Here is a 24,816-nt window from a genome sequence, read left to right as displayed (position 1 = left end):
ACTCCGGTGTTGCAGTGCAGCGTCAGGGCTGGCCGGTGCTGGAGGTCTCGTCGCGCTTCTCGCGCGGCGGCAGCGGCTGCTCCCCGTGCACCAGGAACCATACGTTCTCGGCGATGTTGGTGGCGTGGTCGCCCACGCGCTCCAGGTTCTTGGCCATGAACAGCAGGTGCGTGCACGGGGTGATGTTGCGTGGGTCTTCCATCATGTAGGTCAGCAGCTCGCGGAACAGCGCGGTGTACTGCGCGTCCAGGCGAGCGTCGTCCTCGCGCAGTTCCAGTGCGGCGTCGGCGTCGTTGTCGCGGTAGGCGGCAATGGCACGACGGACCTGCTGCGCGGCCAGGCGGCCCAGCGCACGCAGGCCCTGGATCTGCGGCAGCGGCGGCACCTTGCCCAGCGCGATCGAACGCTTGGCGACGTTGGCCGCGTAGTCGCCGATACGCTCGATGTCGGCCGGGATGCGCAGGCCGGCGAGGATCTCGCGCAGGTCGCGCGCCATCGGGCCGCGCAGGGCCAGGCGCATCACGTCATGGCTGATCTGCTGCTCCAGCGCATCAATGGCTTCGTCGTTGGCGATGATGCGATGGGCGGCGTTCTCGTCGCGCTTCTCGATCACGTCCATCGACGCTTCGAGCTGGGCGACGGCCATCTCGCCCATGCGCACGATCTCGGCCACCAGGCGCTGCTGCTCTTCGTCGTAGCTCTTGACGATGTGGTCGTTGGGAAGGTTCATGGTCTGCAATCCGGGTAGAGCCAGGCCGTGCCTGGCTGGGACATGTGGCGAAGGATCAGCGTCGATCAGCCGAAGCGACCGGTGATGTAGTCCTCGGTCTGCCGCTGCGACGGCTGCGAGAAGATCACTTCGGTGCGGTCGTGCTCGATCAGGTCGCCCAGGTACATGAAGGCGGTGTAGTCGGAAACGCGCGCGGCCTGCTGCATGTTGTGGGTGACGATGACGATGGTGTACTCGTGCTTGAGCTCCTCCACCAGCTGCTCGATGCGGCTGGTCGAGATCGGATCCAGCGCCGAGGTCGGCTCGTCCAGCAGCAGCACCGACGGGCGCAGCGCCACGGCACGGGCGATGCACAGGCGCTGCTGCTGGCCACCGGACAGGCCCAGCGCGCTCTGCCCCAGCTTGTCCTTCACTTCGTCCCACAGTGCGCCCTGGCGCAGTGCCTGCTCGACGCGGTCGGCCATGTCGGCCTTGCTCAGTTTCTCGTGGTGGCGGATGCCGTAGGCCACGTTCTCGAAGATGGTCATCGGGAACGGCACCGGCTTCTGGAACACCATGCCGACCTTGCTGCGCAGGCGGTTCATCGGGTACTTCGGCGACAGGATGTTCTCGCCGTCCAGCAGCACTTCACCGCGCGCTTCCAGCTTCGGGTACAGCGCGTAGATGCGGTTGAAGATGCGCAGCAGGGTCGACTTGCCGCAACCGGAGGGACCGATCAGCGCGGTCACGCGCTTTTCCGGAATCTCCAGGTTGATGCCCTTCAGGGCGTGGAACTTGTCGTAGTAGAAGTCCAGTCCACGTGCAGCCAGCTTCACCGGCGACGGCGTGTGCAGGCTCTCGTGCGAGGACGGCACGGCGATGCGCTGCATCGGCACGGCGTTGGAAAGGTCGTTCATGGCGTTGTCCACGGAAAGGTCAGTCATGGGAGATACGGTTGCGCAGCAGGATGCCGCGGGCGGCAAGGCTGACCAGCAACACGAAGACAGTCAGCACCAGGGCACCGGCCCAGGCCAGCACCTGCCAGGATTCATACGGGCTGCCGGCGAACTGGTTCATCACCACCGGCACCGAGGCCATCGGCTGGAAGATGTTGTTGTTCCAGTACTGGTTGCCGAAAGCGGTGAACAGCAGCGGAGCGGTCTCGCCGGAGATGCGGGCCAGCGCCAGCAGGATGCCGGTGATGATGCCGGCCGACGCGCTGCGGTACAGCACCTGCACGATCACCTTCCACTGCGGGATGCCCAGCGACAGGGCCGCTTCGCGCATCTGCGAGGGCACCAGCCGCAGCATCTCGTCGGTGGTGCGCACCACCACCGGCAGCACGATGAAGGCCAGCGACAGGGCACCGGCGAACGCCGAGAAGTTGCCGCCGGTCTGCATCACGTACAGGGTGTAGACGAACAGGCCCAGCACGATCGACGGTGCCGACAGCAGGATGTCATTGACGAAGCGGACCACGGTGCCGGCCTTGCGGGCGTTGCCGTACTCGGCCAGCCAGGTACCGGCCAGCACGCCCAGCGGCGTGCCGATGCCGATCGCCAGCGCACACATCACGGCACTGCCGAAGAAGGCGTTGGCGAGGCCACCGTCCTGCATCGGCGGCGGCGTCATCTTGGTGAACAGGTCCCAGTTGATGCCGGCCAGGCCTTTCGAGGCCAGGGTGAACAGGATCCAGCCCAGGAAGAACAGGCCGAACAGCGCGGTGGCGCAGGAGGCGGTGATCGCAACGACGTTGCCGATGCGGCGGCGCAGGTACAACGAATCAGCGGTGGTGGACATCAGTTGCCCTCCTTGCGGGACAGGCGCATCAGCATCAGGCGGGCGATGGCCAGCACCACGAAGGTGACGATGAAGAGGACGAAGCCGAGCAGCAGCAGGGCCGAACGGTAGGTTTCAGTGGCTTCGCCGAAATCGTTGGCGATCAGCGCGGCGATGGTGGTGCCCGGCTCCAGCAGCGACGGCGACAGGCGCACGCTGTTGCCGATCACGAAGGCCACCGCCATCGTCTCGCCCAGGGCGCGGCCGAGGCCGAGGAAGATGCCGCCGATCACTGCCGAGCGGGTGTAGGGCAGGACGATGTCCCAGCTCACTTCCCACTTGGTGGAGCCCAGCGCGTACGCCGACTCCTTCAGGCGGGTCGGCACGGTCAGGAACACTTCGCGCATCACCGAGGAGATGAACGGAATGACCATGATGGCCAGCACGAAACCGGCGGTGAGCATGCCGATGCCCAGCGGCGGGCCCTGGAACATCGGGCCGATGATCGGCCATTCGCCCAGGGTCTCGTTGAGGAACGGGGTGACGTACTCGGTCATCACCGGCACCAGCACGAACAGGCCCCACATGCCGTAGATGATCGAGGGAATGCCGGCCAGCAGTTCGATGGCGGTACCGACCGGGCCACGCAGCCAGCGCGGCGCGACTTCGGTGAGGAAGAAGGCGATGCCGAAGCTGACCGGCACGGCGATGACCATCGCGATGACGGCGGTGACCAGGGTGCCGTAGATCGGGGCGAGCGCACCGAACTTGTTTTCGACCGGATTCCAGTCGGCGGAGAAGAAGAAGCTCAGGCCCTGCATCTGCAGGGCATGGCGGCCGCCCCACAGCATCGACAGCGCGGCGCAGGCCAGGGCGATCAGGACGAAGATGACGGTGCCGACCAGCACCCATCGGAACAGTTTGTCGTTGCGGGCATCACGCGCATCACGCGTGGACGGGGCGGCTACAGGCTGGGCGATGGCATTCATGGGGACGGCAGGGCCAGGAAGGGGCGGGGCGGCACGGCGTGGAAGAAACGGTGCCCGCGTGGGGCGGGCACCGTCGTGTCCATCACTTCAGGTCGGTCGCCCAGTAGGCCTCGATCTGCTTGACCAGTTCGGCCGGCAGCGGCACGTAGTGCAGCTCGTTGGCCTGCGCCTGGCCGTTTTCGAAGGCCCACTTGAAGAAGGCCAGGGTGTCCTGGTTGCGCTTGGCGTCCTTCGGCTTCTTCTGCATCAGCATGAAGTTGGTGGCGGTGATCGGCCACGCCTGCTCGCCCGGAGCGTTGGTGATGACCAGGTTGAAGTCCTTGGCGCTGGCCCAGTCGGCGCTGGCGGCCGCGGCGGCGAAGGTTTCCGCGCTCGGCTCGACCCAGTTGCCGGCCGCGTTCTGCATGGCGGTGTACGGCATGCCGTTCTGCAGCGCGTAAGCCAGTTCGACGTAGCCGATCGAGCCCTTGATCTGCTTCACGTAGGAAGCGACGCCTTCATTGCCCTTGCCACCGACGCCGTCCGGCCACTGCACCGAGGTGCCTTCGCCGACCTTGCTCTTCCACTCCGGGCTGACCTTGGACAGGTAGTTGGAGAAGTTGAAGGTGGTGCCCGAACCGTCCGAACGGTGGACCAGGGTGATCTTGCCGTCCGGCAGCTTCACGCCCGGGTTGGCGGCGACGATGGCCGGGTCGTTCCAGGTCTTGACCTTGCCCAGGAAGATGTCGGCCAGCAGGGCGCCGCTCAGGCGCAGCTTGCCGGCTTCCAGGCCTTCGATGTTGACCACCGGCACCACGCCGCCGATGGCGGACGGGAACTGCGCCAGGCCGGCCTGGGCCAGCTCTTCGCTGCTCAGCGGCTTGTCGGAGGAACCGAAGTCGACGGTGCCGGCCTTGATCTGGGCAATACCGCCGCCGGAGCCGATCGACTGGTAGTTGATCTTGGCGCCGGTGCTGGTGTTGTAGTCAGCCGACCACTTGGAGACCAGCGGGAAGATGAAGGACGCGCCCGCGCCGGACACTTCGGCGGTCACCTTGGCACCGGCAGCGGCCGGGGCGGCGGCGCCGTCGGCAGCCGGCTGCTGCGCGGCCTGCTTGTCGCCACCGCAGGCCGACAGGCCCAGGGCGATGGCCAGGGAAAGGGCGGCGAGGCCGGCCGAGTGCAGTTTCATGGTCACTCCATAGCGGGGAAGAGCCGACGTGGTCGGCGGATGCGGCTATGAAATGATGTTTTTGTTACAGCCGTATTACGACCATGACAGGGGTGTCCTGGATCACGTTCTGACAAGGGTTTCACAGGATTGGCGCCGATCCGGCAGGTGCCCGGAAACCCCCGATCTGCGCACCGATATGACGGTCGGTTGGCCCTTGTAGAGTTGAGCCATGCTCGACTGCTCCCTGTTCTCGGTAGGTGCGGACCGTTGGTCCGCACGCTCCAGCACCCAGCCGAGCGTGGGCTCGTCTCTACAGACGCTCCTGCCTTTGCTCCTGCCTTCCATGACCCCACCGCGCCCCCGATGAACTGTCCAGAGTCGGTGCAGGGCCCAGCCCGGGACCGTTCCCGCCATGGATGGCGCGATCGAGCCCCCAAGGGTGAGGGCGGTTTGCCTGCGAGGCACTGCCTCGCAAGCGCCCGAACGCACAGCCGCCAGCGGCTGGGCCGGACCGCGGAGCGGGGTTTACGGCGTGTCCCGGGCTGGGCCCTGCGCCGACTCCGGGCAGTAGATTGGAAGCGCAGCGCTCTTCACGACCCATCCCCCAAAAACAAGAAGAGCGCGAGATCTCGAGGATCTCGCGCCCGGGTGGGAGCGGCGGGGGAGAGAGGACCCGCCGCCCCCGTTCCTGCGGGGGAACGCGCTTGCTTACTTCAGGTTCTGCGACCAGTAGGTCTCGATCTGGCGGACCAGGCTGTCCGGCAGCGGCACGTAGTCCAGCTGGCGGGCCTGGGCGTCGCCATTCTTGTAGACCCAGCGGAAGAACTCCTGGGTCGCCTTGCCATTGGCAGCATTCTTGGGCGTCTTCTGCACCAGGATGAAGTTGGTGGCGGTGATCGGCCAGGACTCGGCGCCCGGCGCGTTGGTCATCACCAGGTAGAAGTCGCGGGCGTTGGCCCAGTCGGCGCTGGCGGCAGCGGCTGCGAACGAGGTGTCGCTCGGCTGCACGAACTTGCCGGCGGCATTCTTCATCGCGGTGTAGGAGAGCTTGTTCTGCAGCGCGTAGGACAGTTCGACATAGCCGATGCCGCCCTTGATCTGCTTCACATAGGCGGCAACACCTTCGTTGCCCTTGCCGCCGATGCCGGCGGGCCACTGCACCGAGGTACCTTCACCGACCGAGCTCTTCCACTCCGGGCTGACCTTGGACAGGTAATTGACGAAGTTGAAGGTGGTGCCCGAGCCGTCCGAACGATGCACCACGGTGACCTTGGCGTTGGGCAGGGTCACGCCCGGGTTCAGCGCGGCGATGGCCGGGTCGTTCCAGGTCTTGATCTTGCCCAGGAAGATGTTGGCCAGCACCGCGCCGTCCAGCTTCAGCGCGCCCGGCGCGATGCCGGCCACGTTGACCACCGGCACCACGCCGCCGATCACCGACGGGAACTGCGCCAGGCCCGCAGCAGCCAGGTCTTCCGGCTTCAGCGGCGCGTCGGAGGAGCCGAAATCAACGGTCTTGGCCTTGATCTGGGCAATGCCGCCGCCGGAACCGATGGACTGGTAGTTGACCTTGTTGCCGGTTGCGGTGCTGTAGTCGGCCGACCACTTGGACATGACCGGGTAGATGAACGATGCGCCCGCGCCGGTGATATCGGCGGCGTTGGCGGCGAACACGGACGATGCGGCCAGGATGGCGACAGCGGCGCGCGACTTGAAGGCGTGGATCACGGGGAGACTCCTGGGGTGGTGGTCGAAGGGCGGTTGCCCGACGTTTCGGTGCACATTCCATAACGGTTGCGTGACACCCCCGCGTCTGTCATATGACGCGGGCGTGACACGCGTCATGAGCGATGTCACGTCCGCTGCGCCGGCAGGGCAGCGCGGCTACCGATGCAACGACGAAGGCACGGCCGGGGCCGTGCCTTCGCGGGTCAACGCAGGGGGCTGGACTTACCAGAAGAACTGCGCGCGGGCTTCCAGGATGTTGGGATCGTCGTTGACGAAACCGCGCGCCGTGGAGCTGTACTTCTTGCTGTCGACCATCACGTAGTTGAGCATCAGCTTGAAGTTGGAACGCAGGTACCAGTTGGCGCCCACGGTCCAGATGTCCATCTTGCCACCCAGCACGCCATCGACGATCGGCGGGCGACCGGCAACCGGGTTGGCGGCGAGGTTGCCGTCATTGAGGTCCATGTGGTCGTAGCGCACGCCCAGCTGCCACTGGCCGCCGGCCGGGTTGTTCGGCAGGCCGGTGCCCGGGGTGCCGCCCTTGTAGCTCCAGGTCTCGCCGGTGACGTTCCACACGCCGCTGATGTAATAGCCGTCGCTGGTGTAGTTGTCGTGGTCGTAGCGCTTGGCCTTGCTGGTGTAGTACTCGGCCTGGGCCTTGAACGGGCCCTGGAAGTACATCGCTTCTGCACCGATGGTGCTGACGCGGTCGGTGTCGGTCAGGTTGCCACTGTCGACCAGGCGGGCAGTGGCGAGGTCGGCATTCGGACGTGCACGCACGCGCAGGGTGTCGGCGTCGGTGTCGTAGTTGACGTAGCTCAGGCCGAAGTGCAGGACCTGGCCCTTTTCATTGATCGGGGCCCAGGTGCCACGCGCGCCGTAGCCGCTGCCGTGGGCCAGGTTGCGGGTCAGCTCGCGGCCGAAGGCGCTGGCAGTCACCGACCAGTTGTCCTGGCCGTAGCTGTACGCGCCGCCCAGGCGGCGGGCGATGGCATAGGTGTTGGTGACCGCTGCCTTGGAAATGAAATCGTTGTTCTTGGTGCTGGACAGTTCTTCCAGGCTGTTGGGCTGCTTGAACTGGCCCAGCTGCAGGAAGTGGTTGGCGTTGCCCAGCAGCTTGTACTTCACGTTGGTGTCGAGGAACTTGTCGGCCTTGGCGTCATAGCCGACCACCCACTCCACGTTGCCCGGGCCCTTGCCCTTCAGCACCAGCTCGGCGCGACGCAGTTCGAATTCGCTGTTCTTGCCGTTGCCGGCGTCGCCACCGTTGAGGTCGACCACATCGTTGTGGAACCAGTTGCCATCGGCCTGGACCAGGCCTTCGAAGGTGATTTCCGAACCGCCGATCACGTCGATGGCGACTTCGGCGTGTGCAGCCGGCACATACAGCGCAGCAGCCACGGCCACCGTCAGGAGTTGGTGATGCAGTTTCATGGAGAGGAGCCTTGCAGGCAGGTGGGAAGATGCGCGCAGGCTAGAAGGTAAAGATTGCGTAAATGTGACAGTTCACGCGCGGCAGACATCCACCGCAGGCCCCGTCACGGCAGGGCCTGCCATTGAACCCGCTTGCGTATGACGCCCGGATTGCGCCTTGGTTGCAGTCGATCCACGCCCTGCATGGATGCGGCCGTCACTCGGCCGGGGTCTTGTCCTTGAACCGGCACAGGTCGGCGATCACGCATCCCGGGCAATCCGGCTTGCGCGCCTTGCACACATAACGTCCGTGCAGGATCAGCCAGTGATGCGCGTCGAGCAGGAATTCGGCGGGGATCACCGTCACCAGCTTGTCTTCCACTTCGCGCACGTTCTTCCCCGGGGCCAGGCCGGTGCGGTTGGAGACGCGGAAGATATGCGTGTCCACCGCCATCACCGGCTCGCCGAACGCGGTGTTGAGCACCACGTTGGCGGTCTTGCGGCCCACGCCCGGCAGTGCTTCCAGCGCATCGCGATCACGCGGCACTTCACCGCCATGCTTTTCCAGCAGGATCGCGCAGGTGGCGATCACGTTCTTCGCCTTGGCGTTGAACAGGCCGATGGTGGCGATGTACTGCTTCAGTCCTTCTTCGCCAAGCGCGAGGATCTTCGCCGGCGTGTTGGCCACCGGGAACAGGCGGCGCGTGGCCTTGTTGACGCCGACGTCGGTGGCCTGCGCCGACAGCGCCACCGCCACCAGCAGCTCGAACGGCGAGCTGTACTCCAGTTCGGTCTTCGGGTGCGGGTTGAGTTCGCGCAGGCGGGTGAACATTTCCACCACGTCGGCGCGCGGCATCGTGCCGCCACGCCGCGCCGGGGCGCGTGCGGTTTTCTTCGTGGTGGCCATTACTGCTCCTTGCCGCTGGCGCGGGCCTTGGCCCGGGCGAGGATGGCGGCGGCCGCGGCGGGCAGGGCGGGCTTCACGTCCGGCGCCGGGGCGGGCGTGCGCCGCGCGTCGCGTTCGGCTTCGCGGCGGGCCAGTCGCACCGCACGGGCGCGGTAGCGTTCGCGTGCCGCCCAGGCGGCCTGAAGCTGCTGCTGGGCCTGCTGCAACCGCTGCGGGAGTTCCGGGTGGCCGGGCAGCAACTGCGCGTCGTCGGCGCGGGCGACATAGTCCATCAGCCCGGCCTGCAGGGCGCCGTCGAGATCGTCTGCCTGGACCCGGGCAAACAGCTGCGCGGGGTTGGGTCGGGATGCCATGGCGTCAGCGGTTCTGGAAGGCCGGCGGGCGGCGCTGCAGGAAGGCGCTGGTTCCCTCGCGCATGTCCTCGGTGGCGAACAGCAGGCCGAACTGTGCGCTTTCGTATTCCAGCCCGGCTTCCAGGCTGCATTCGCCGCCCACGTGCACCGCATCGAGCAGGCCGCGCAGGGCCAGCGGCGCCGAGCGTGCCAGCTGCCGGGCGATGTCCTGCACGCGGTTGTCCAGCGCGTCGGCCGGTACCACCTCGTTGACGATCCCCAGTTCCAGCGCACGCGCGGCATTGATCGGTGCACCCAGCAGGCATAGCTCCAGGGTGGCGGCGCGGCCGCACAGGCGCAGCAGGCGCTGGCTGCCGCCGAAGCCGGGAATCAGCCCGAGATTGATTTCCGGTTGGCCGACTTTGGCGGTATCGGCGGCAATGCGCAGGTGGCAGGCCATGGCCAGTTCCAGGCCGCCGCCCAGGGCAAAACCGTTGACGCGGGCGATGACCGGTTTGGGCATGCGCTCGATCTGGCGCATCAGGGCCTGGCCCAGCAGCGAGAAATCACGTCCCTGAACCGCGCTGAGTGTGTTCATCTCGGCGATGTCAGCGCCAGCCACGAACGCCTTCGGGCCGGCACCGGTCAGCACCACCACGCGGATCTCCGGGTCTGCGGCGGCGGCGCTGAAGGCCTCGGCCAGGGCCTGCAGGGTCGCGGCGTTCAGGGCGTTGAGCTTGTCCGGGCGCTGGACGGTCACGGTGCGGATGGCGCCGTCGTCGGTGACAGCGATCAGGGCATCGGCCACGGGGAAACTCCTGGAACGTTAAAAAAAAGTGATATTGAACTCCGCGAACGCAGACGGGTCATAGCCTGCATCGTGAGTAGCGGTTACACGTTGCGCCCGTTATCCTAACCCGTCGCCTCAGGGCGGCGCAGAACGTCCCTGAGTTACCACCCCTGGAGAACTGTTTGATGAAGTTGCGTTCTATCGCGGTCGCCGTCGCGGCCCTGGCCCTGACGGGCAATGCCTTCGCCCAGGACGTCTCGTCCGAAAAGGGCAAGCTGAGCTACTACTTCGGTTACGACTACGGCAACAACCTGGCGGAGCTGACCGGTCGTGGTGAGCAGCTGGACATCAACTCGGTGGTGAAGGGCCTGCAGGATGCCTACGCCAAGAAGCAGCCGGCGATCACCGCCGAGCAGCTGAAGCCGGCCGTTGAAGCGTTCCAGAAGCGCGAGCAGGGCCGTGCCCAGGCTGCCAAGGCCGAGTACGAGAAGGCTGCTGCCGAAAACAAGACCAAGAGCGATCAGTTCATCGCGGCGAACAAGGCCAAGGCCGGCGTGCAGTCGCTGCCGAGCGGCGTCCAGTACCGCGTGATCGAAGCCGGCAAGGGTGCCAAGCCGACCCAGGCCAGCACCGTGCAGCTGGAAGTGGCCGGTCCGTTCCCGTACGGCCAGCGCCCGACCGAAGCCCGCCCGGCCCAGCAGATCCCGTCGATCAAGGTCAGCGAAGTCGAAATGAAGGCCATGCGCGAGACCCTGCTGCAGATGCCGGCCGGCTCGAAGTGGGAAGTCACCCTGCCGCCGGACCAGGCCTACGGTGCGGACCCGCGCACCCCGTTCCCGCCGAACGTGGCTGTGCAGTTCGAGATCAAGCTGGTCAGCGTCAAGTAAATCGAAGCAGTAAACCAAACGCGCCGGTGATCCCACCGGCGCGTTTTTGTTTGCGCAGTGCCTGACGGTAGAGTCGACTGTCAGTCGACTGCTCTTGGGTCACATCGGGGAAACGCCCGCGCTGCGCGCGCGAGTCGACTGACAGTCGACTCTACCGTCCGACCGGCCGACCCGCGCAAATTCAGCCCGTTCGCGCTACTGTTGCCGGGTGCAAACAATGGAAGAAACGGCGCGTGTTGTCGCAAGTCCCTGCATCGGAGTGTGCACGCTGGATCCGCACCGGCGGTGCACCGGCTGCGGACGTCATATCGATGAAATCGCACGGTGGCCGTCGATGAGCAACGACGAACGCAGTCGCATCCTGCATCGCGTGCAGCCGTTGCGGGCGCAGCTCCAGCAATCACTGCGCGGCTCGCTGGCCGACCACGAACGTTTGATGCGCGCGCTGCATCCGTTGGCCGATCCGCCGGCCGGCGATGGCTGGAACCGCAGCGAACTGATCGATCTGCTGCCGCCCGGGCCTCCGGTGGAAGCGGCCGTGCTCGCGGGAATCGTGCCGCGCGCCAGTGGCGCGCAGGTGATCCTCACCCGTCGCACCGAAACCCTGCGCACGCACGGTGGCCAGGTCGGATTCCCCGGCGGCCGCACCGAGCCCGACGACCGCGACGCACTGGCGGCAGCATTGCGCGAGAGCCAGGAAGAAATCGCCTTGGCTCCGGGCCAGGTGCAGGCGCTGGGCTATCTCGATCCCTTCGTGACGATCACCGGCTATCGGGTCACCCCGGTGGTGGCGGTGGTCGATCCGGACTTCGTGCCGGTGCCGCAGCCCAGCGAAGTGGCCGAGGTGTTCGAGGTGCCGCTGGACTACCTGATGGCGGCGGACAACCTGCGCCAGGTCGAAATCAACCATCGCGGCCGCATCCGTCACGTCCTTGAGTACAGCTGGCCCGGCCAGCGCATCTGGGGTGCCACCGCGGCCATTCTCTACAACCTGCGTCGCCGCCTGGAGCAAGTGCAATGAACCCGATCGATCCGCCGTGGACCACCCTGGTCGATGTCGCCACCCTGGCTGCCGCGTTGGGCGAGGGCATCCGCGTGGTCGACGCACGCGCCACCGCCAGCACCGCGGTGCGCGTGGTTGATGCGCGTTCCTCGCTGGCCGATCCGCAGGCGGGTAGCGGCCAGTACCTGGCAGGTCATATCCCGGGTGCGGTGTATGCCGATCTGAATCGTGACCTGTCCGATCTGTCGCGCGTCGGCCATGGTCGCCATCCGCTGCCGGACAGCGATGCCTTCGCCGCGAAGCTCGGGCAGTGGGGCATCGGCCCCGACACGCAGGTGGTGGTCTACGACGGCAGCGACGGCAGCATGGCCGCCTCGCGCCTGTGGTGGCTGCTGCGCCTGATCGGGCACAGCAAGGTGGCCGTGCTCGATGGTGGTATCGCCGCGTGGCAGGCCGCAGGGCAACCTTTGGCGACGGGGCCGGACGAGGTGACCACGCTGCCGGCTTACCCTGGCCGTTTCGACACCACCCGGATCGCCAATGCCGAGGAGATCAGCGCACGCCTGAAGCACGCGCCGGGCTGGCTGGTCGACGCACGCGCGGGCGAACGCTTCCGCGGCGAAGTCGAGCCGCTGGACCCGGTCGCCGGCCACGTACCCGGCGCGGTCAACCGTCCGTTTGCGTTGAACGTCGCCGACGGCCGGCTGCGCGATGCACAGGAACTACGCGTCGAACTGCAGGGTGTGATCGGCAACCGTGATCCGCAGCAGGTGGTGCTGATGTGCGGCTCCGGCGTGACCGCCTGCCACCTGCTGCTGGCGATGGAAAGCGCAGGCCTGAGCGGCGCACGCATCTACGCCGACTCCTGGAGCGGTTGGGTGAGCGACAGCAGCCGCCCGGTGGCGACCGGCGCCTGAGAAGCGCGGGGTCGGATCCGTTTTCCAACGGAAAACGGCTCTGACCCCGTGCCGACCAAGGTCGGCACCCACCAACAGCGGCATAAATCTGTCGAAGGCGGGGTGGGTCCGGTTGCGGGGGTGTCCGCGGCATGGATGCCGCGGCCAAGCCCCCATGGACGGGTTTACGGCGTCCCCCGCAACCGGACCCACCCCGCCATCCCCCGGAATGCCAGCTCTTGACGTTGACGTTGACGTTGCTTCTGCGGGTGCAGGGCGCAGCCCTGCCGCTTACCCAACCGGCTGCAGTGGCACCTTCGCCAGCACCCGCGCCCACGGGAACAACGGCCCCGGATCACGCTTGCGCGCCACCATCAGCGTCGGATCATCGCTGGCCGGCACCTGCTCCCGATCAAGCTGGTCATGCCCGGCAATCCGCTGCAGCGACGGATAGCGTGCCACCAGCGCCAACAGCAGCTGCTCCAGCGCTTCCAGCTGCGCCTCGGTGTAGGCCTCGTCCATCGCCTGGTGACGGCTGTCGAACCAGTGCGGGTAGCGCCCGGTATTGACCAGTTCGATACCCAGCGTATGCGCGTTCATGCCGCGCACGTGGTGGGCCACCCGTTCCGGTGCCACGTACTGCACCACGCTGCCATCGCGGTCGATGTAGAAATGCCCGCTGTTGCCGGCACCACTGTCGTACAGCACACGCTCGCCGTACTCGCGGGCCATCGCCAGGTCGGGCAGCTCGGTGCAGTGGATCACCACCATCTCCAGCGTGGCCGGGTCGCGCAGTGGCAGGCGGTCTTCGTAGGGCAGGGGCTGCAGCTGCAGGCCGGGCAGGAGCGGGTTGGGCATCCGGCGATGCTAGCATTGCGGCATGAACCTGCCTTCTCTTTCCTGGTTGGCCCGCGCCCACGGAGCGCGCGCATGAGCCGCGGCCACTGCATCCTGTCCCACGGCTTCGAGAGCGGCCCGGAGGCGACCAAGGTCACCGCGCTGGCCGACGTGGCACAGCGCCTGGGCTGGACCCATGAGCGCCCGGACTACACCGACCTGGACGCGATGAGCGAGGTCAGCCGGGTGGGCGACGTGCCGACCCGCCTGCGCCGCCTGGTTGAACGCACCGCCATCGCCGCCCGGCAGGGCCCGGTGGTGCTGGCCGGCTCCAGCCTGGGCGCCTACATCTCCGCCATCGCCTCGCTGCAGGTGCCGGTGGCCGGCCTGTTCCTGATGGTGCCGCCGACCACCATGGGCCCGATGCCGGTGCTGGATGCCGCCGCCGTGCCGATCACCGTGGTGCAGGCCTGGCATGACGATGTGGTCCCGGCCGCCGGGGTCATCGCCTGGGCGCAGGCGCGTTCGGCGCAGCTGCTGCTGGTCGACGACGGCCACCGCCTGGAACGCCACGTGGAGGCCTCCGCGCAGGCCTTCGAGCGCCTGTTGCGGCAACTGTGAAGCCCGGGCGCACGGCGCGCCCGCCCGCATTGACTACAATGGCAGCCCCGCCGCCCCTGGCGCGGGCCTGCCGGCCGTGCCTACGGCCCTCCTTTCCGACCGGCCCGGCCCCTGTGCCGCGCCCGACCACCTGCGAACCGATCCCGTGAAATTCTTCGTCTCCTGCGCCAAGGGCCTGGAATACCTGCTTGCCGATGAACTGTCGGCCCTGGGCCTTGGCAAGGCCACTGCCACCATTGCCGGCGTCAACGCCGAGGGCGAACTGGAGCAGGCGCTGCGGATCGTGATGTGGTCGCGCCTGGCCAGCCGCGTGCTGTGGCCGATCGACGAGTTCGAGTGCCCGGACGAGCAGGCCCTGTATGACGGCGTGCGTGCGCTGCCGTGGCACGAGCACATCAAGCCGGAGATGACCCTGGCGGTGGACGCACACGTGTCCGGCGACAAGATCACCCATGCCCGCTTCGCCGCGCAGCGGATCAAGGACGCCATCGTCGACCGCATGCGCGATGAAGGCCTGGAGCGCCCTTCGGTCAACACCGATCTGCCCGATGTGCGCGTCAACCTGTCGCTGCGCAAGGGCCGCGCTTCGTTGTCGATCGACCTCGGCGGTGGCCCGCTGCACCGCCGTGGCTGGCGCGGTGCTGCCCACGAGGCACCGCTGAAGGAGAACCTGGCAGCCGCGCTGCTGCTGCGCGCGCAGTGGCCGCGCCTGCACGCCGCCGGTGGCGGCCTGCTGGACCCGATGTGCGGCAGTGGCACGCTGCTGATCGAAGGCGCGCTGATGGCCGCCGACGTCGCTCCCGGACTGATGCGCCATGGCAGCCTGCCGCCGAGCCGCTGGCTGGGCTTCGACAAGGCGGCCTGGAAGACTATCCAGAGCGAAGCGCGCGATCGCGAGGCCGCTGGCCTGGCCGCGCTGAAGCCGGTCATCCACGGCAGCGACATCGATCCGACCGCGATCCAGGCGGCACGCGAGAATGCCGAGGTCGCGGGCGTCGCTCATGCGATCCGCTTCACCCGTGCCGATGTGGCCGACCTGGCCGCGCCGGAGCAGGAGATCGGTGCGGTGGTCTGCAACCCGCCGTACGACGAGCGCCTGGCCGCCGATCCGGCGCTGTACCGCGCACTGGGCAACGCCCTGCAGAAGGCGGTGCCGCAGTGGCGTGCCAGCCTGCTGTGCGGCAACGACGAGCTGGCCTTCGCCACCGGCTTGCGCGCCAGCAAGAAGTACCAGATGTTCAATGGTGCGCTGGAATGCGCGCTGATCGTCTGCGATCCGATTGCCGTGCCGGGCCGTGATCCGGCACAACCGCGCGAGCTGAGCGAAGGTGCGCAGATGGTGGCCAACCGCCTGCGCAAGAACCTGAAGAAGTTCAAGAGCTGGCGCACCCGCGAGCACATCACCTGCTTCCGTGCCTATGACGCCGACCTGCCGGAATACGCGGCCGCCATCGACGTCTACGAGGAAGACGGTGGCAAGCGCCGTACCTTCCTGCACGTGCAGGAATACGCCGCACCGGCCGCGATCCCGGAGAACGACGTGCGCCGCCGCCGCAACGAACTGCTGGCTGCCGCGCGCGAAGTATTCGGCGTGCCGCCGGAGCAGGTCTCGATGAAGTCGCGCGAGCGCGGCAAGGGCGGCAGCAAGTACGGCCGCTTCGAGCAGCGAGATGAGTTCATCGTGGTGCGCGAGAACAACGCACTGCTGCAGGTGAACCTGTTCGACTACCTCGATACCGGCCTGTTCCTCGACCATCGCCCGCTGCGCCGGATGATGGCCGAGCAGGTGCGTGGCAAGCGTTTCCTCAACCTGTTCTGCTACACCGGCGTGGCCAGCGTGCAGGCCGCCGTGGCTGGTGCCGCCAGCACCACCAGCGTCGACCTGTCGGCCACTTACCTGCAGTGGTGCTACGACAACCTGGCGTTGAACGGGCAGGGCGGCAACCAGCACCTTCTGGTGCAGGCCGATGCGATGGCCTGGCTGGAAGGTGACCGTGGCCAGTACGACGTGATCTTCTGTGACCCGCCGACCTTCTCCAACTCCGCACGCGCCGATGACTTCGACGTGCAGCGCGAACAGCTGAAGCTGCTGCGTGCGGCGGTGGCGCGGCTGGCCCCGGGGGGCGTGCTGTACTTCTCGAACAACTTCCGCCGCTTCAAGCTGGAAGAAAACGCCATTGCCGAATTTGCCCAGTGCCGCGAGATCACCGCGCGCACCATCGGCCCGGACTTCGAACGCAACGCGCGCATCCATCGCGCGTGGGAGCTGAAGCGGTTGGGGTAACGCGACGTCTGGGGTCGGATCCCCTGCGCGAAGCGCAGGGGCTCTGACCCCATCTGGATCTACGTACCAGGGGTCAGAGCCCTTGCGCTTCGCGAAAGGGATCCGACCCCGGTGGCCCGGCTACAGCAACGCCACCACCAGCCCCAACACCGGCAGCGCGATCGCCAGTGGCACGATCCACTTCGGCTGGTACGGATGCAACCCGAACGACAGCGCCAGACCGCCCAGTGTCATCGTTCCCAGCCACAGCACCGGGCCAATCGCCCAGCCGTGGTCGGCCACGCACAGTGCGAACGCTACCGCCAGCAGTACCCAGCCCAGTACCCGCCACTGCGTGCGCCGTGCCGGGGGGGCTGCAGCCTTGCCGTGCAGATCGTGCTGGTGCTTTTCCATCGCCAGCGACAGCGCAGTAAACGCAGAGAACGACAGGGTCAGCGCCAGCAGCATCATGCGCTGGCCTCCGCTTCGGCCGCGTCTGCAGTGTTCACCGATGCCTTCGGCGCAGCCGCAGCGGCCGCACGCTTCTTCTTCTCGGCCGCACTCAGCGGTGGCGTCCAGCGCTGCATGCGCCAACCGCACAGCGCCAGCATCGCGCCGAACGCGATCATCGACAGATCGAAGCCAGCCAATACCCAGTCGCCGTTGCGCAGGGTGTTGCCCAGGTGCGCATGCGTGGTCAGCGCATTGACCACCGGTACCAGTGCGAACGCGGCCGCGCCCAGGTAGAGCTGCCACGCCCACATCATCCGCTTCGGCCAGATGAAGGCGGCCAGCAGCGCGCCGGCCCAGGCGTAGAAGAACACGTTGGCCTCCGCACTCGAGCGCTCGGCGATGTCCAGCGGCAGCAGGCGGTTGCCCCAGAAGTAGGCGGCGAAGGCGATCGGCAGGCCGGCCACGGTGCCGATGTTCAGCGCATCGACCAGGCGCAGGCCGAAGCCGGTGCGGCCACTCTTGGCGTGCCTAGGCCGTTCCTTCACCGCCCACAGCACCACGCCGCTGGCCACCATCAGGCAGCCGACCAGGCCGGACAGGAAGAACAGTGCACGCAGGCCCCAGTCGGCAAAACGCGCCAGGTGCAGGCCGTACAGCACGCCGCGGGTGGCGGTGGCACCGCCGGAAGGCGGCGTTTCCTCAAGCAGAGCACCGCTGACCATGTCGTAACGCACGGCCGGGGTGTCGATGGACAGGCGCTTGCCGTCGCGCTGGCGGATGTCGATCACCGCATTGGCCGCGCCCGGATTGGACACGGTGAAACCGGCCACCTCCACGCCGTGCCAATGCGCGCGCGCGCTGTCCAGCAGTTGTGCGATCGGCAACGGCGTGGCGTGGCCCTCGGCGGGCGCGGTCACTTCCGGGAGGCCGCCGAAGGCCTCGAAGACGAACGCGTCCTCGTCCTGCGGGTAGGCCACCTTCACCCCCCACGGCAGGTACATGATCATCAACGTCACAATGCCGGTGTAGGTGATCATCGCGTGGTAGGGCAGGGCCATCACCGCGCTGACGTTGTGGAAATCAAGCCAGGAACGCAGGCCCTTGTCCTTGCGGAACGTGAAGAAGTCCTTGAAGATTTTCTTGTGGGTGATGACGCCGGTGATGATCGCCACCAGCATGAACATCGCGCAGAAGCCGACCAGATAGCGTGCCCACAGCACCGGGATGTAGTGCAGGTCGAAGTGCAGGCGGTAGAAGAAGTCGCCGCCGCGGGTCTCGCGCGCCTTCAATGCCTGGCCGGTGTTGGGGTCCAGCGTGGCGTCGCCGAAGCCACCGCGGCGGCCACGGCTGGGATCGGCCAGTTCCGGCGGCAACCGCCAGAACATCTGCATGGCCGGGTTGCGCGGCTGCGGCAGTGTGACGAACCAGTTTTCGGCCTGCGCGGCGTTGGCCTGCAGGTAGTCCACCGCGCGCTGTGCGGCGACGTCGATGCTGACGTTGCTGGACGGCAGTTCCGGACGCATCCAGCGGCTGATTTCCTCGCGGTAGTAGCTGGCCGTGCCAGCCATGAAGATCAGCAGCAGCAACCAGCCAACCAGCAGCCCGGTCCAGGTGTGCAGCCAGGCCATCGACTGGCGGAATCCGTTCTTCATGCCCAGGCCCCCATCAGGCGCGCAATGGCGGCCATCAGCAGCGCGGGCGCGAGGATGCCGACCCAGGCGCGCAGCGCGCTGCGGGTGGCGAATGCCCACAGTGCCGCACAGGCGGCGACCAGGATGGCCAGCAGCATGCCGGTCAGCACGGTCTGGCCACGTGCGCCGGGCAGGGCCACGGCGCAGAACACGCTGGTCATCGAGGCCAGTGCGTAACCGCCGAAGATCGCGGCCAACGAGCGTGACAGCACGCCCCAGCGCGGGTTGGAAAAGAAGGTGCGGGGGCTGGCGGTTGCGGGCGAGCGGTCCACGGCATTCCTGCAGGTAGGAGAGGGAATGGAACGCGTCCGCGGCCCCCTTGCGCCCTGCGCATGTCGCCCAGCGTGTCCCATCGACAAAGCACGGCCCGCGCAGACGGGCAGTCCAGAGGTCGGGGATGTACACGGGCGATGGGTGCGTCTTCCGCACCCGATTGGCTAAGCGTACAACCGATCAGTAAATGATAGGCATTCGCATTTTATGAATCAAGCGTGATGACCCGAGGGGCGCGTTGAGGCCTAGAACCTGAGCACCACTGTCGCCGCATGCAGCAGCAGGCCGATCAGGCCACCCACCAGGGTGCCGTTGAAGCGGATGAACTGCAGGTCGCGGCCCACGCTCAGTTCCAGCTGTTCCACCAGATGGCGCTCGTCCCAGCCCTTCACGGTCTGCGCGATATGCGTGGTCACGCCTTCGCGCAGGCGGCCGGTCAGGCGTTGCGCGCCTTCCAGCAGGTGCTGGTTGAGGGCCTCGCGCAGCGCCGGGTCGGCCTGCAGGCTGGCACCGAGCGAACCCAGGCTGCGCTGCAGGTGGCCGACCAGCGCCGAGTCCTCGCGCTGCAGGTCCCCGCGCAGGCTGGCGTGGATGCGCGCCCACAACCCCTGCACGTAGTCCTGCAGGGCCGGATGGTCGATCATTTCCTGCTTGAGCTGTTCGATGCGCTCGGCCAGGGCCGGGTCCTCGCGCAGGCGCTGCACGTAATTCTGCAGCCAGCTCTCGTAGTCCTGGCGCAGCGGATGCTGCGGCTCGGCCAGTACCTGCTGCAGCTCTTCCAGTACCGCGCGGGCCAGGCGCTCGGCCAGGCTGTCGCCGATCTCGTCAATCGGCTTGACCCAGTTCACCGTGCTCGACAGCGTCGGCCATTCGCGCTGGATATAACGCACGATCAGCTGCGAGGCGCGTTCTTTCACCTCGGGCTGCTCGAGCCAGCGGCCCAGCCGCTGCAGGCCTTCGTCCAGCACGCGCTGGTGGCGACCATCGGCGGTCAGCAGGGCCAGCAGTTCACCGGCAGTGGCAGCGGCATTCCACTGCCGCAACTGCTGCACAACGAAGCCGTGCAGCTGCCGGCGCACGGCGGTTTCGTCGAAGAAATCCAGTGCCTGCAGCGCCCAGCCGCGGGCCATGTCGGCCAGCATGCGCGAGCGTGCCGGGTCGGCCAGCCAGCTGCCGAGGCGGCTGGCCGGATCGAACACCTGCAGCTTGGCCAGCAGCACGCCCGGCTCCAGGAACTGGTCGCGCACGAACAGCGCAAGGCTGTCGCCGATGCGTTCCTTGCTGCGCGGGATGATCGCGGTGTGCGGGATCGGCAGGCCCATCGGCCGCCGGAACAGCGCGACCACGGCGAACCAATCGGCCAGTGCGCCCACGGCTGCGGCCTCGCAGAACGCCGAAACCCAGGCCCAGATGCCGCGCTCGCCCTGCCAGTGGCTGACCGCGAAACCGGCCAGCATCAACAGCAGCAGGCCCAGCGCGAGGGCTTTCAGGCGCCGCAGCTGAGCGCGGCGCGGATCGTTGGCAGACGTCATGCCGGAAGTCTAACCGGCACGGCATGAGCATCTGGTAGTGCCGGCCGCTGGCCGGCATCCTCAACGCACCCGATACGTTCATGGCGTTGCCGGCCAGCGGCCGGCACTACCCCTTGGTTCAGAGCGCTTCCAGTTGCTTGCGCAGCGCGGCCAGTTGCGCGCGCAGGGTGTCGTTCTCGCGGGTCAGCGCGACCACCCGACGGCGCAGCGCCGGTGCGTCCTCGCCCAGCTGCTCCAGCGCCGACAGCACCTCGGCATCGCGGCTGGCGATCTCGTCCTCATTTGCCTCCTCGAAATCCATCTCGGCTGCTTCCGGCTTCGGCGCACGCGGCTTGCGCTTGGACTCGCGCACGCGCTTGGCGGCCTGCTTCAGCTCGTCCTTGCCACCGGCGGCGGCGGCGCGCTGCTCTTCTTCCGGCAGGTCAGCTACGGCGGCGGCGGCGCTGATCGAGATCACGCCGGCCTTGACCGCTTCCACCACCTCGGCCGCGGCCTGGGCGTGGATGCGCTCGATCATGCCAACCTGGCTGGTGCTCAGCTTGGCTTCGCGGGCCAGCTCGGCGCGGCTGATCTTCGGCGCCGGTTCCCACGGCGGGCTGTCTTCACCGGCCTCATCGGTGGCGTCGGCAGTGCCATCGCTCTCGCGCTGCAGCTGCGCCTGCTCGATCTGCTTGCGGGCGGCCAGGATGTCGCGCTTGCGCAGCGCCAGCACGCCGCGCTGGAAGTCGGACACGCTGCGACGGCCCAGGTGCTGCTCGATCATCCACAGGTGCACGTCTTCCATGCTCTGGAAGCGGGTGTTCTGTACGGTGTTGAAGGGCAGGCCATGCTTCTGGCAGATGCCGAAGCGGTTGTGGCCGTCGACCAGTACGTTGCCCCACAGGACCAGCGCGTCACGACAGCCCTCGGCCAGGATGCTGCGCTCCAGCGCGTCATGTTCGTCCGCAGTCAGCGGGTCGATATAGGCCTTGAGTTCTTCTTTGACGACGATATCCATGGGCACGGCAGCGAGCAGGAGCGGAACCGCCCATTGTACCCGCTCGCCGCCGCCGGCCAGGGCTCAGGCAGTGGCCCGGATCATCTCGCCCAGCGTGCCGGTGATCTGGTCGATCTGCGCCTTGTCCACGATCAGCGGGGGCGACAGCGCGATGATGTCACCGGTACAGCGCACCAGCAGCCCGCCGTCGTGGAAGCAGCGCCGATAGACCTCGTAGCCCCGGCTGCCCGGCGCATCGCGGCGAGGCGCCAGCTCGACCGCGCCGACCAGGCCGAAGTTGCGGATGTCGATCACGTTGGGGAGGCCCTGCAGCGCATGCAGCCGTTCCTGCCAGTACTCGCCCAGCTCGATGGCGCGCTCGAAAAGGCGCTCCTCGGCGTAGACCTCCAGCGTGGCCAGTGCGGCCGCGCAGGCCAGCGGATGCCCCGAATAGGTATAGCCATGGAACAGCTCGATGGCCTGTGGCGGTGCCTGCATCAGGGTTGCATGCACGGCGTCGCTGGCCAGCACGCCGCCCAGCGGCACTGCGCCGTTGCTGACTGCCTTGGCGAAGGTCAGCAGGTCGGGGGTGACCCCGAAGCGCTGTGCGGCGAATGGCATGCCGACCCTGCCGAAACCGGTGATGACCTCATCGAACACCAGCAGGATGCCGTGGTGGTCGCACAGCTCGCGCAGGCGCTGCAGGTAGCCCGGCGCCGGCAGAATTACCCCGGCGGAACCGGCAATGGGTTCGACGAAGACCGCCGCGATGGTTGAGGCGTCATGCAGTGCGATCAGTCGTTCCAGGTCATCGGCCAGCTCGGCGCCCTGGCGCGGCAGGCCTTTGCTGAACGCATTGCGCTGCAGGTCCAGGGTGTGGCGCAGGTAGTCCACGCCGCCCAGCTGCAGGCCGAACGCCCTGCGGTTGTTGGGCAAGCCGCCCAGCGCCATGCCGCCGAAGCCCACGCCGTGGTAGGCCTTCTCGCGGCTGATGAAGCGCGTGCGCTGGCCCTCGCCACGCTGGCGGTGGTAGGCCAGCACGATCTTCATCGCGGTATCCACCGCCTCCGAGCCGGAGCTGGTGAAGAACACATGGTTCAGTGGCGTCGGCGCCAATGCGGCCAGTCGCTGCGCCAGCGCGAAGGCCGGCGGTGAGCCCATCTGGAAGGCCGGCGAGTAGTCGAGCGTGCGTGCCTGCTCGACGATGGCCTCGACGATGCGTGGGCGGGCATGGCCCGCGTTGCAGCACCAGAGGCCGGCGGTGCCATCGAGGATCTGGCGACCGTCGACATCCTCGTAGTGCATGCCCTCGGCACGCACCAGCACACGCGGCGCGGCCTTGAACTGGCGGTTGGCGGTGAACGGCATCCAGTACGCCTCCAATGACTCCGGGCGTTGGGTAGCCAGATCGTGCAGGTCGCTCGCGGAACGCTTCATGCCAGCTCCATCGGGTCCGATGGGGGAAATGTAGCGCAGCCACGTCACGGCGGAGTAGCGGCCGCGCGGGCCACTGGTCAGAGGCCAGCCCGGCCCATCGCAAGCGGGTGTTACTGGCCTTGGCGGTATTGGTGGAAAAGCACGCTGATGAGTTGGCCCTGCTGGAAACCCTGGACATGGGCAAGCCGGTGCGCGACGCACGCCGTATCGACCTGCCCGGCGTGGTGCGCTGCCTGCGCTGGACCGCCGAAGCGGTGGACAAGCTGTACGGCGAAGTCGCACCGACTGGCCCACACGAGCTGGGCCTGGTCACGCGCGAGCCAGCCGGCGTGGTCGCAGCGATCGTGCCATGGAACTTTCCGTTGCTGATGGCCTGCTGGAAGATCGCGCCTGCGCTGGCCATTGGCAATTCGGTGGTGCTCAAGCCTTCCGAGCGGTCGCCCTTGAGTGCGTTGCGATTGGCCGCGCTGGCCGCTGAGGCGGGCCTGCCGGACGGCGTGCTGAACGTATTGCCAGGCCACGGTACGCGCGTCGGTGAACCGTTGGCGCTGCACATGGATGTGGACGTGCTGGCCTTCACCGGTTCCACCGCCACCGGCGCGAAGCTGCTGGAGCATGCGGGACGGTCCAACCTCAAGCGGGTCTGGCTGGAATGCGGTGGCAAAAGCCCGCACCTGGTGTTCGCCGACGCACCGGACCTGGACGCAGCGGCCAAGGCCGTGGCGCAGGGCATCTTCTTCAACCAGGGCGAAGTCTGCACCGCCGGCTCGCGGCTGCTGGTGCAGCGCTCGATCCGTGAGGACTTCGTGCACCAGGTGATTGCCTACGGCCAGCATATGCAGCCGCAGCATCCACTGGAGGCCGATGCACCGATGGGCGCGCTGGTCGATGCCGCGCACGTGGACAAGGTGCTGGCCGATATCGCACGGGCCGAAGGCGAGGGCGCCCGCCTGCTGCTCGGCGGCCATCGGGCCGAGGTGGAGGCCGGCGGCTGCTATGTGCAGCCCACGGTGTTCGACCAGGTGCGTCCGGACCACGCGTTGGCACGCGAGGAGGTGTTCGGCCCGGTGCTGGCGGTACTTGGTTTCGAGGATGAAGCGGAGGCAGTGCGCGTGGCCAATGACAGCCGCTATGGGTTGGCGGCGGGCCTGTGGACACGCGACCTCGGCCGCGCCCATCGTGTCGCACGCCAGCTGCGCGCCGGCAGCGTGTGGGTGAACGGCTGGGATGGTGGCGACATGACCGCACCGTTCGGTGGCTACAAGCAGTCCGGCAATGGGCGCGACAAGTCACTGCATGCGTTCGACAAGTACAGCGAGATCAAGGCCACCTGGATCCAGCTGTAACGACGTGGCTGCTTGACCGCTGTTCGTTCTTCGTAGCGTCGAGCCTTGCTCGACTCTACAGAAGGCAGACAGCCGTCGAGCTACCGGCAGCGGGCACTCACCTGCAGCACTGCCGCACGCAGCATGTCGCGGTCGGCTTCTTCGACGGCATTCTGGAAGTAATCCATGTCCTGCCGGCCCAGTTCGCACGGGTCGACGATGTATCCCGGCGGCCACAGCCCCAGCAGTTGCGCCACGCCATGCACGATCTGCTCGGGGCTCATCTGCCGACGGATCCGGAAGTAGTTGCGGCGAGGCCCGAACGCAGGATGGACCTCTCGCCGACCGATCAGGCGAGGCGCCACGCCAGCTGCGCTGATGCCGTCACCGCCGTCGATGCTGCCCGCAGGCAGGCTCAGGATCAGTGGCGCCACTGCAGCCACGTTCCCCGGGGCAGGCAGGGCGCTCTCTGCCTGTGCAACCGGGGCAGGGCGGGGCATCATCGATGCGGCCGGACGCATCATCTTTGCGGAGGGCAAGGCGGGCTGTTGAGGTACCGGCGCCGGCGGTTCCGGTGGCAGCCAATGCAGCGAGATCCGCGGGCCCTCACCGCTACGCAGTTCGATCCGGCCGCTGTCCAGCAGCCACAGAGCGAGCCCGCCATGCATCAGCAGTACCACCAGCCATGCCGCCATCCGCGGCAGCTTCGGCGAATCGGAGCATGACAACGCAACTGCAGCCATGGGCAAGGCATCCATGCAGGGACCGGTGGCGCAGCCTAGCCGGCGGCCGGAAAAATTCCGTTGGCATCGGTGTCGGCTGAAA

The 24,816-nt window shown here is 67.4% G+C and carries 23 protein-coding genes and 1 pseudogene; 6 read left to right on the top strand and 18 right to left on the bottom strand.

Annotation, left to right across the window (positions count from 1 at the left end):
* Positions 1 to 22: 22 nt before the first annotated feature.
* The 10 genes from phoU to AC5P9F_RS00860 form a co-directional block, all read right to left on the bottom strand.
* A complete protein-coding gene (gene phoU / locus AC5P9F_RS00905) occupies positions 23 to 730 on the bottom strand; it encodes a phosphate signaling complex protein PhoU (RefSeq protein WP_005408787.1) in 708 nt (235 codons plus the stop codon).
* 65 nt (positions 731 to 795) lie between these two features.
* Positions 796 to 1,626 (bottom strand): phosphate ABC transporter ATP-binding protein PstB, encoded by an 831-nt coding sequence (gene pstB / locus AC5P9F_RS00900; protein ID WP_005408788.1) that lies wholly within the window; start codon positions 1,624 to 1,626, stop codon positions 796 to 798.
* A 19-nt stretch (positions 1,627 to 1,645) separates the two neighbouring features.
* On the bottom strand, positions 1,646 to 2,509 hold the full coding sequence (gene pstA / locus AC5P9F_RS00895) for a phosphate ABC transporter permease PstA (protein ID WP_005408789.1): 864 nt from the start codon (positions 2,507 to 2,509) through the stop codon (positions 1,646 to 1,648).
* On the bottom strand, positions 2,509 to 3,477 hold the full coding sequence (pstC, locus tag AC5P9F_RS00890) for a phosphate ABC transporter permease subunit PstC (RefSeq protein ID WP_005412771.1): 969 nt from the start codon (positions 3,475 to 3,477) through the stop codon (positions 2,509 to 2,511). Before pstC ends, pstA begins: the two co-directional genes overlap by 1 nt.
* 82 nt (positions 3,478 to 3,559) lie before the next feature.
* Positions 3,560 to 4,648 (bottom strand): phosphate ABC transporter substrate-binding protein PstS, encoded by a 1,089-nt coding sequence (pstS, locus tag AC5P9F_RS00885; RefSeq protein ID WP_005408791.1) that lies wholly within the window; start codon positions 4,646 to 4,648, stop codon positions 3,560 to 3,562.
* 690 nt (positions 4,649 to 5,338) lie between these two features.
* Positions 5,339 to 6,355: a phosphate ABC transporter substrate-binding protein PstS gene (gene pstS, locus AC5P9F_RS00880; RefSeq protein ID WP_005408792.1), complete on the bottom strand. Its 1,017-nt coding sequence runs from the start codon at positions 6,353 to 6,355 to the stop codon at positions 5,339 to 5,341.
* 222 nt (positions 6,356 to 6,577) lie between these two features.
* On the bottom strand, positions 6,578 to 7,789 hold the full coding sequence (locus AC5P9F_RS00875) for an OprO/OprP family phosphate-selective porin (RefSeq protein WP_005408793.1): 1,212 nt from the start codon (positions 7,787 to 7,789) through the stop codon (positions 6,578 to 6,580).
* Positions 7,790 to 7,985: 196 nt separating this feature from the next.
* On the bottom strand, positions 7,986 to 8,675 hold the full coding sequence (gene nth, locus AC5P9F_RS00870; protein WP_005412772.1) for an endonuclease III: 690 nt from the start codon (positions 8,673 to 8,675) through the stop codon (positions 7,986 to 7,988).
* Entirely contained in the window at positions 8,675 to 9,028 is a 354-nt protein-coding gene (locus tag AC5P9F_RS00865) for a hypothetical protein (protein ID WP_005408795.1), read from the bottom strand. Before AC5P9F_RS00865 ends, nth begins: the two co-directional genes overlap by 1 nt.
* A 4-nt stretch (positions 9,029 to 9,032) precedes the next feature.
* Entirely contained in the window at positions 9,033 to 9,815 is a 783-nt protein-coding gene (locus AC5P9F_RS00860; protein ID WP_012479639.1) for an enoyl-CoA hydratase/isomerase family protein, read from the bottom strand.
* A gap of 167 nt (positions 9,816 to 9,982) precedes the next feature.
* On the opposite strand from AC5P9F_RS00860, the gene AC5P9F_RS00855 reads away from it, so the two are divergent.
* The 3 genes from AC5P9F_RS00855 (at position 9,983) to AC5P9F_RS00845 (ending at position 12,604) form a co-directional block, all read left to right on the top strand.
* The gene (locus tag AC5P9F_RS00855; protein WP_005408797.1) at positions 9,983 to 10,684 is read left to right on the top strand and encodes an FKBP-type peptidyl-prolyl cis-trans isomerase; all 702 of its coding nucleotides are present in this window, start codon (positions 9,983 to 9,985) and stop codon (positions 10,682 to 10,684) included.
* 217 nt (positions 10,685 to 10,901) lie between these two features.
* Positions 10,902 to 11,705, top strand: a complete 804-nt coding sequence (locus tag AC5P9F_RS00850) for a CoA pyrophosphatase (RefSeq protein ID WP_049395294.1) — start codon at positions 10,902 to 10,904, stop codon at positions 11,703 to 11,705.
* The gene (locus tag AC5P9F_RS00845; protein ID WP_076739118.1) at positions 11,702 to 12,604 is read left to right on the top strand and encodes a sulfurtransferase; all 903 of its coding nucleotides are present in this window, start codon (positions 11,702 to 11,704) and stop codon (positions 12,602 to 12,604) included. Before AC5P9F_RS00850 ends, AC5P9F_RS00845 begins: the two co-directional genes overlap by 4 nt.
* A 270-nt stretch (positions 12,605 to 12,874) precedes the next feature.
* Here the strand turns inward: AC5P9F_RS00845 and AC5P9F_RS00840 are convergent, their stop codons facing one another.
* On the bottom strand, positions 12,875 to 13,441 hold the full coding sequence (locus tag AC5P9F_RS00840) for an N-acetylmuramoyl-L-alanine amidase (protein WP_005412776.1): 567 nt from the start codon (positions 13,439 to 13,441) through the stop codon (positions 12,875 to 12,877).
* 72 nt (positions 13,442 to 13,513) lie between these two features.
* On the opposite strand from AC5P9F_RS00840, the gene AC5P9F_RS00835 reads away from it, so the two are divergent.
* Positions 13,514 to 14,041, top strand: a complete 528-nt coding sequence (locus tag AC5P9F_RS00835; protein ID WP_005412777.1) for an alpha/beta hydrolase — start codon at positions 13,514 to 13,516, stop codon at positions 14,039 to 14,041.
* Between the two features lie 145 nt (positions 14,042 to 14,186).
* Complete coding sequence (gene rlmKL, locus AC5P9F_RS00830; protein WP_005412778.1) at positions 14,187 to 16,325, top strand: bifunctional 23S rRNA (guanine(2069)-N(7))-methyltransferase RlmK/23S rRNA (guanine(2445)-N(2))-methyltransferase RlmL; 2,139 nt, start codon at positions 14,187 to 14,189, stop codon at positions 16,323 to 16,325.
* Positions 16,326 to 16,445: 120 nt separating this feature from the next.
* Here the strand turns inward: rlmKL and AC5P9F_RS00825 are convergent, their stop codons facing one another.
* The 6 genes from AC5P9F_RS00825 to aptA form a co-directional block, all read right to left on the bottom strand.
* Positions 16,446 to 16,775, bottom strand: a complete 330-nt coding sequence (locus AC5P9F_RS00825) for a DUF3325 domain-containing protein (protein WP_043034395.1) — start codon at positions 16,773 to 16,775, stop codon at positions 16,446 to 16,448.
* Positions 16,772 to 18,409, bottom strand: a complete 1,638-nt coding sequence (locus tag AC5P9F_RS00820) for a PepSY-associated TM helix domain-containing protein (protein ID WP_005412780.1) — start codon at positions 18,407 to 18,409, stop codon at positions 16,772 to 16,774. The genes AC5P9F_RS00825 and AC5P9F_RS00820 overlap by 4 nt, the downstream gene beginning before the upstream one ends.
* Entirely contained in the window at positions 18,406 to 18,720 is a 315-nt protein-coding gene (locus AC5P9F_RS00815) for a DUF3649 domain-containing protein (protein ID WP_005412781.1), read from the bottom strand. The genes AC5P9F_RS00820 and AC5P9F_RS00815 overlap by 4 nt, the downstream gene beginning before the upstream one ends.
* A 246-nt stretch (positions 18,721 to 18,966) precedes the next feature.
* The gene (locus AC5P9F_RS00810; RefSeq protein ID WP_005412782.1) at positions 18,967 to 20,253 is read right to left on the bottom strand and encodes a DUF445 domain-containing protein; all 1,287 of its coding nucleotides are present in this window, start codon (positions 20,251 to 20,253) and stop codon (positions 18,967 to 18,969) included.
* Positions 20,254 to 20,371: 118 nt separating this feature from the next.
* Entirely contained in the window at positions 20,372 to 21,250 is an 879-nt protein-coding gene (locus AC5P9F_RS00805; protein ID WP_005408807.1) for a hypothetical protein, read from the bottom strand.
* 63 nt (positions 21,251 to 21,313) lie between these two features.
* Positions 21,314 to 22,666 carry an omega-aminotransferase AptA gene (aptA, locus tag AC5P9F_RS00800; protein ID WP_005412783.1) on the bottom strand — a complete coding sequence of 451 codons (1,353 nt, stop codon included), beginning with the start codon at positions 22,664 to 22,666 and terminating at the stop codon, positions 21,314 to 21,316.
* Between the two features lie 56 nt (positions 22,667 to 22,722).
* Between aptA and AC5P9F_RS00795 the strand changes: the two are divergent.
* A pseudogene (locus tag AC5P9F_RS00795) lies at positions 22,723 to 24,012 on the top strand (aldehyde dehydrogenase family protein); the annotation flags it as partial.
* An 80-nt stretch (positions 24,013 to 24,092) separates the two neighbouring features.
* Here AC5P9F_RS00795 and AC5P9F_RS00790 read toward each other — a convergent pair.
* The gene (locus AC5P9F_RS00790; protein ID WP_005408810.1) at positions 24,093 to 24,734 is read right to left on the bottom strand and encodes a hypothetical protein; all 642 of its coding nucleotides are present in this window, start codon (positions 24,732 to 24,734) and stop codon (positions 24,093 to 24,095) included.
* Positions 24,735 to 24,816: the final 82 nt, after the last annotated feature.

Source organism: Stenotrophomonas sp. YJH_SMC_4 (assembly GCF_059371575.1).
The sequence above is the reverse complement of the archived record's forward strand: the minus strand, read 5'-3'. Positions and strand labels throughout refer to the sequence as shown.

Excerpts from the sequence above, each read along its gene's own strand:
- phoU (WP_005408787.1), bottom strand. The coding sequence starts at position 730 with ATGAACCTTCCCAACGACCACATCGTCAAGAGCTACGACGAAGAGCAG.
- pstB (WP_005408788.1), bottom strand. The coding sequence starts at position 1,626 with ATGAACGACCTTTCCAACGCCGTGCCGATGCAGCGCATCGCCGTGCCG.
- pstA (WP_005408789.1), bottom strand. The coding sequence starts at position 2,509 with ATGTCCACCACCGCTGATTCGTTGTACCTGCGCCGCCGCATCGGCAAC.
- pstC (WP_005412771.1), bottom strand. The coding sequence starts at position 3,477 with ATGAATGCCATCGCCCAGCCTGTAGCCGCCCCGTCCACGCGTGATGCG.
- pstS (WP_005408791.1), bottom strand. The coding sequence starts at position 4,648 with ATGAAACTGCACTCGGCCGGCCTCGCCGCCCTTTCCCTGGCCATCGCC.
- AC5P9F_RS00875 (WP_005408793.1), bottom strand. The coding sequence starts at position 7,789 with ATGAAACTGCATCACCAACTCCTGACGGTGGCCGTGGCTGCTGCGCTG.
- nth (WP_005412772.1), bottom strand. The coding sequence starts at position 8,675 with ATGGCCACCACGAAGAAAACCGCACGCGCCCCGGCGCGGCGTGGCGGC.
- AC5P9F_RS00865 (WP_005408795.1), bottom strand. The coding sequence starts at position 9,028 with ATGGCATCCCGACCCAACCCCGCGCAGCTGTTTGCCCGGGTCCAGGCA.
- AC5P9F_RS00855 (WP_005408797.1), top strand. The coding sequence starts at position 9,983 with ATGAAGTTGCGTTCTATCGCGGTCGCCGTCGCGGCCCTGGCCCTGACG.
- AC5P9F_RS00850 (WP_049395294.1), top strand. The coding sequence starts at position 10,902 with ATGGAAGAAACGGCGCGTGTTGTCGCAAGTCCCTGCATCGGAGTGTGC.
- AC5P9F_RS00845 (WP_076739118.1), top strand. The coding sequence starts at position 11,702 with ATGAACCCGATCGATCCGCCGTGGACCACCCTGGTCGATGTCGCCACC.
- AC5P9F_RS00840 (WP_005412776.1), bottom strand. The coding sequence starts at position 13,441 with ATGCCCAACCCGCTCCTGCCCGGCCTGCAGCTGCAGCCCCTGCCCTAC.
- AC5P9F_RS00835 (WP_005412777.1), top strand. The coding sequence starts at position 13,514 with ATGAGCCGCGGCCACTGCATCCTGTCCCACGGCTTCGAGAGCGGCCCG.
- AC5P9F_RS00825 (WP_043034395.1), bottom strand. The coding sequence starts at position 16,775 with ATGATGCTGCTGGCGCTGACCCTGTCGTTCTCTGCGTTTACTGCGCTG.
- AC5P9F_RS00820 (WP_005412780.1), bottom strand. The coding sequence starts at position 18,409 with ATGAAGAACGGATTCCGCCAGTCGATGGCCTGGCTGCACACCTGGACC.
- AC5P9F_RS00810 (WP_005412782.1), bottom strand. The coding sequence starts at position 20,253 with ATGACGTCTGCCAACGATCCGCGCCGCGCTCAGCTGCGGCGCCTGAAA.
- AC5P9F_RS00805 (WP_005408807.1), bottom strand. The coding sequence starts at position 21,250 with ATGGATATCGTCGTCAAAGAAGAACTCAAGGCCTATATCGACCCGCTG.
- aptA (WP_005412783.1), bottom strand. The coding sequence starts at position 22,666 with ATGAAGCGTTCCGCGAGCGACCTGCACGATCTGGCTACCCAACGCCCG.
- AC5P9F_RS00790 (WP_005408810.1), bottom strand. The coding sequence starts at position 24,734 with ATGGCTGCAGTTGCGTTGTCATGCTCCGATTCGCCGAAGCTGCCGCGG.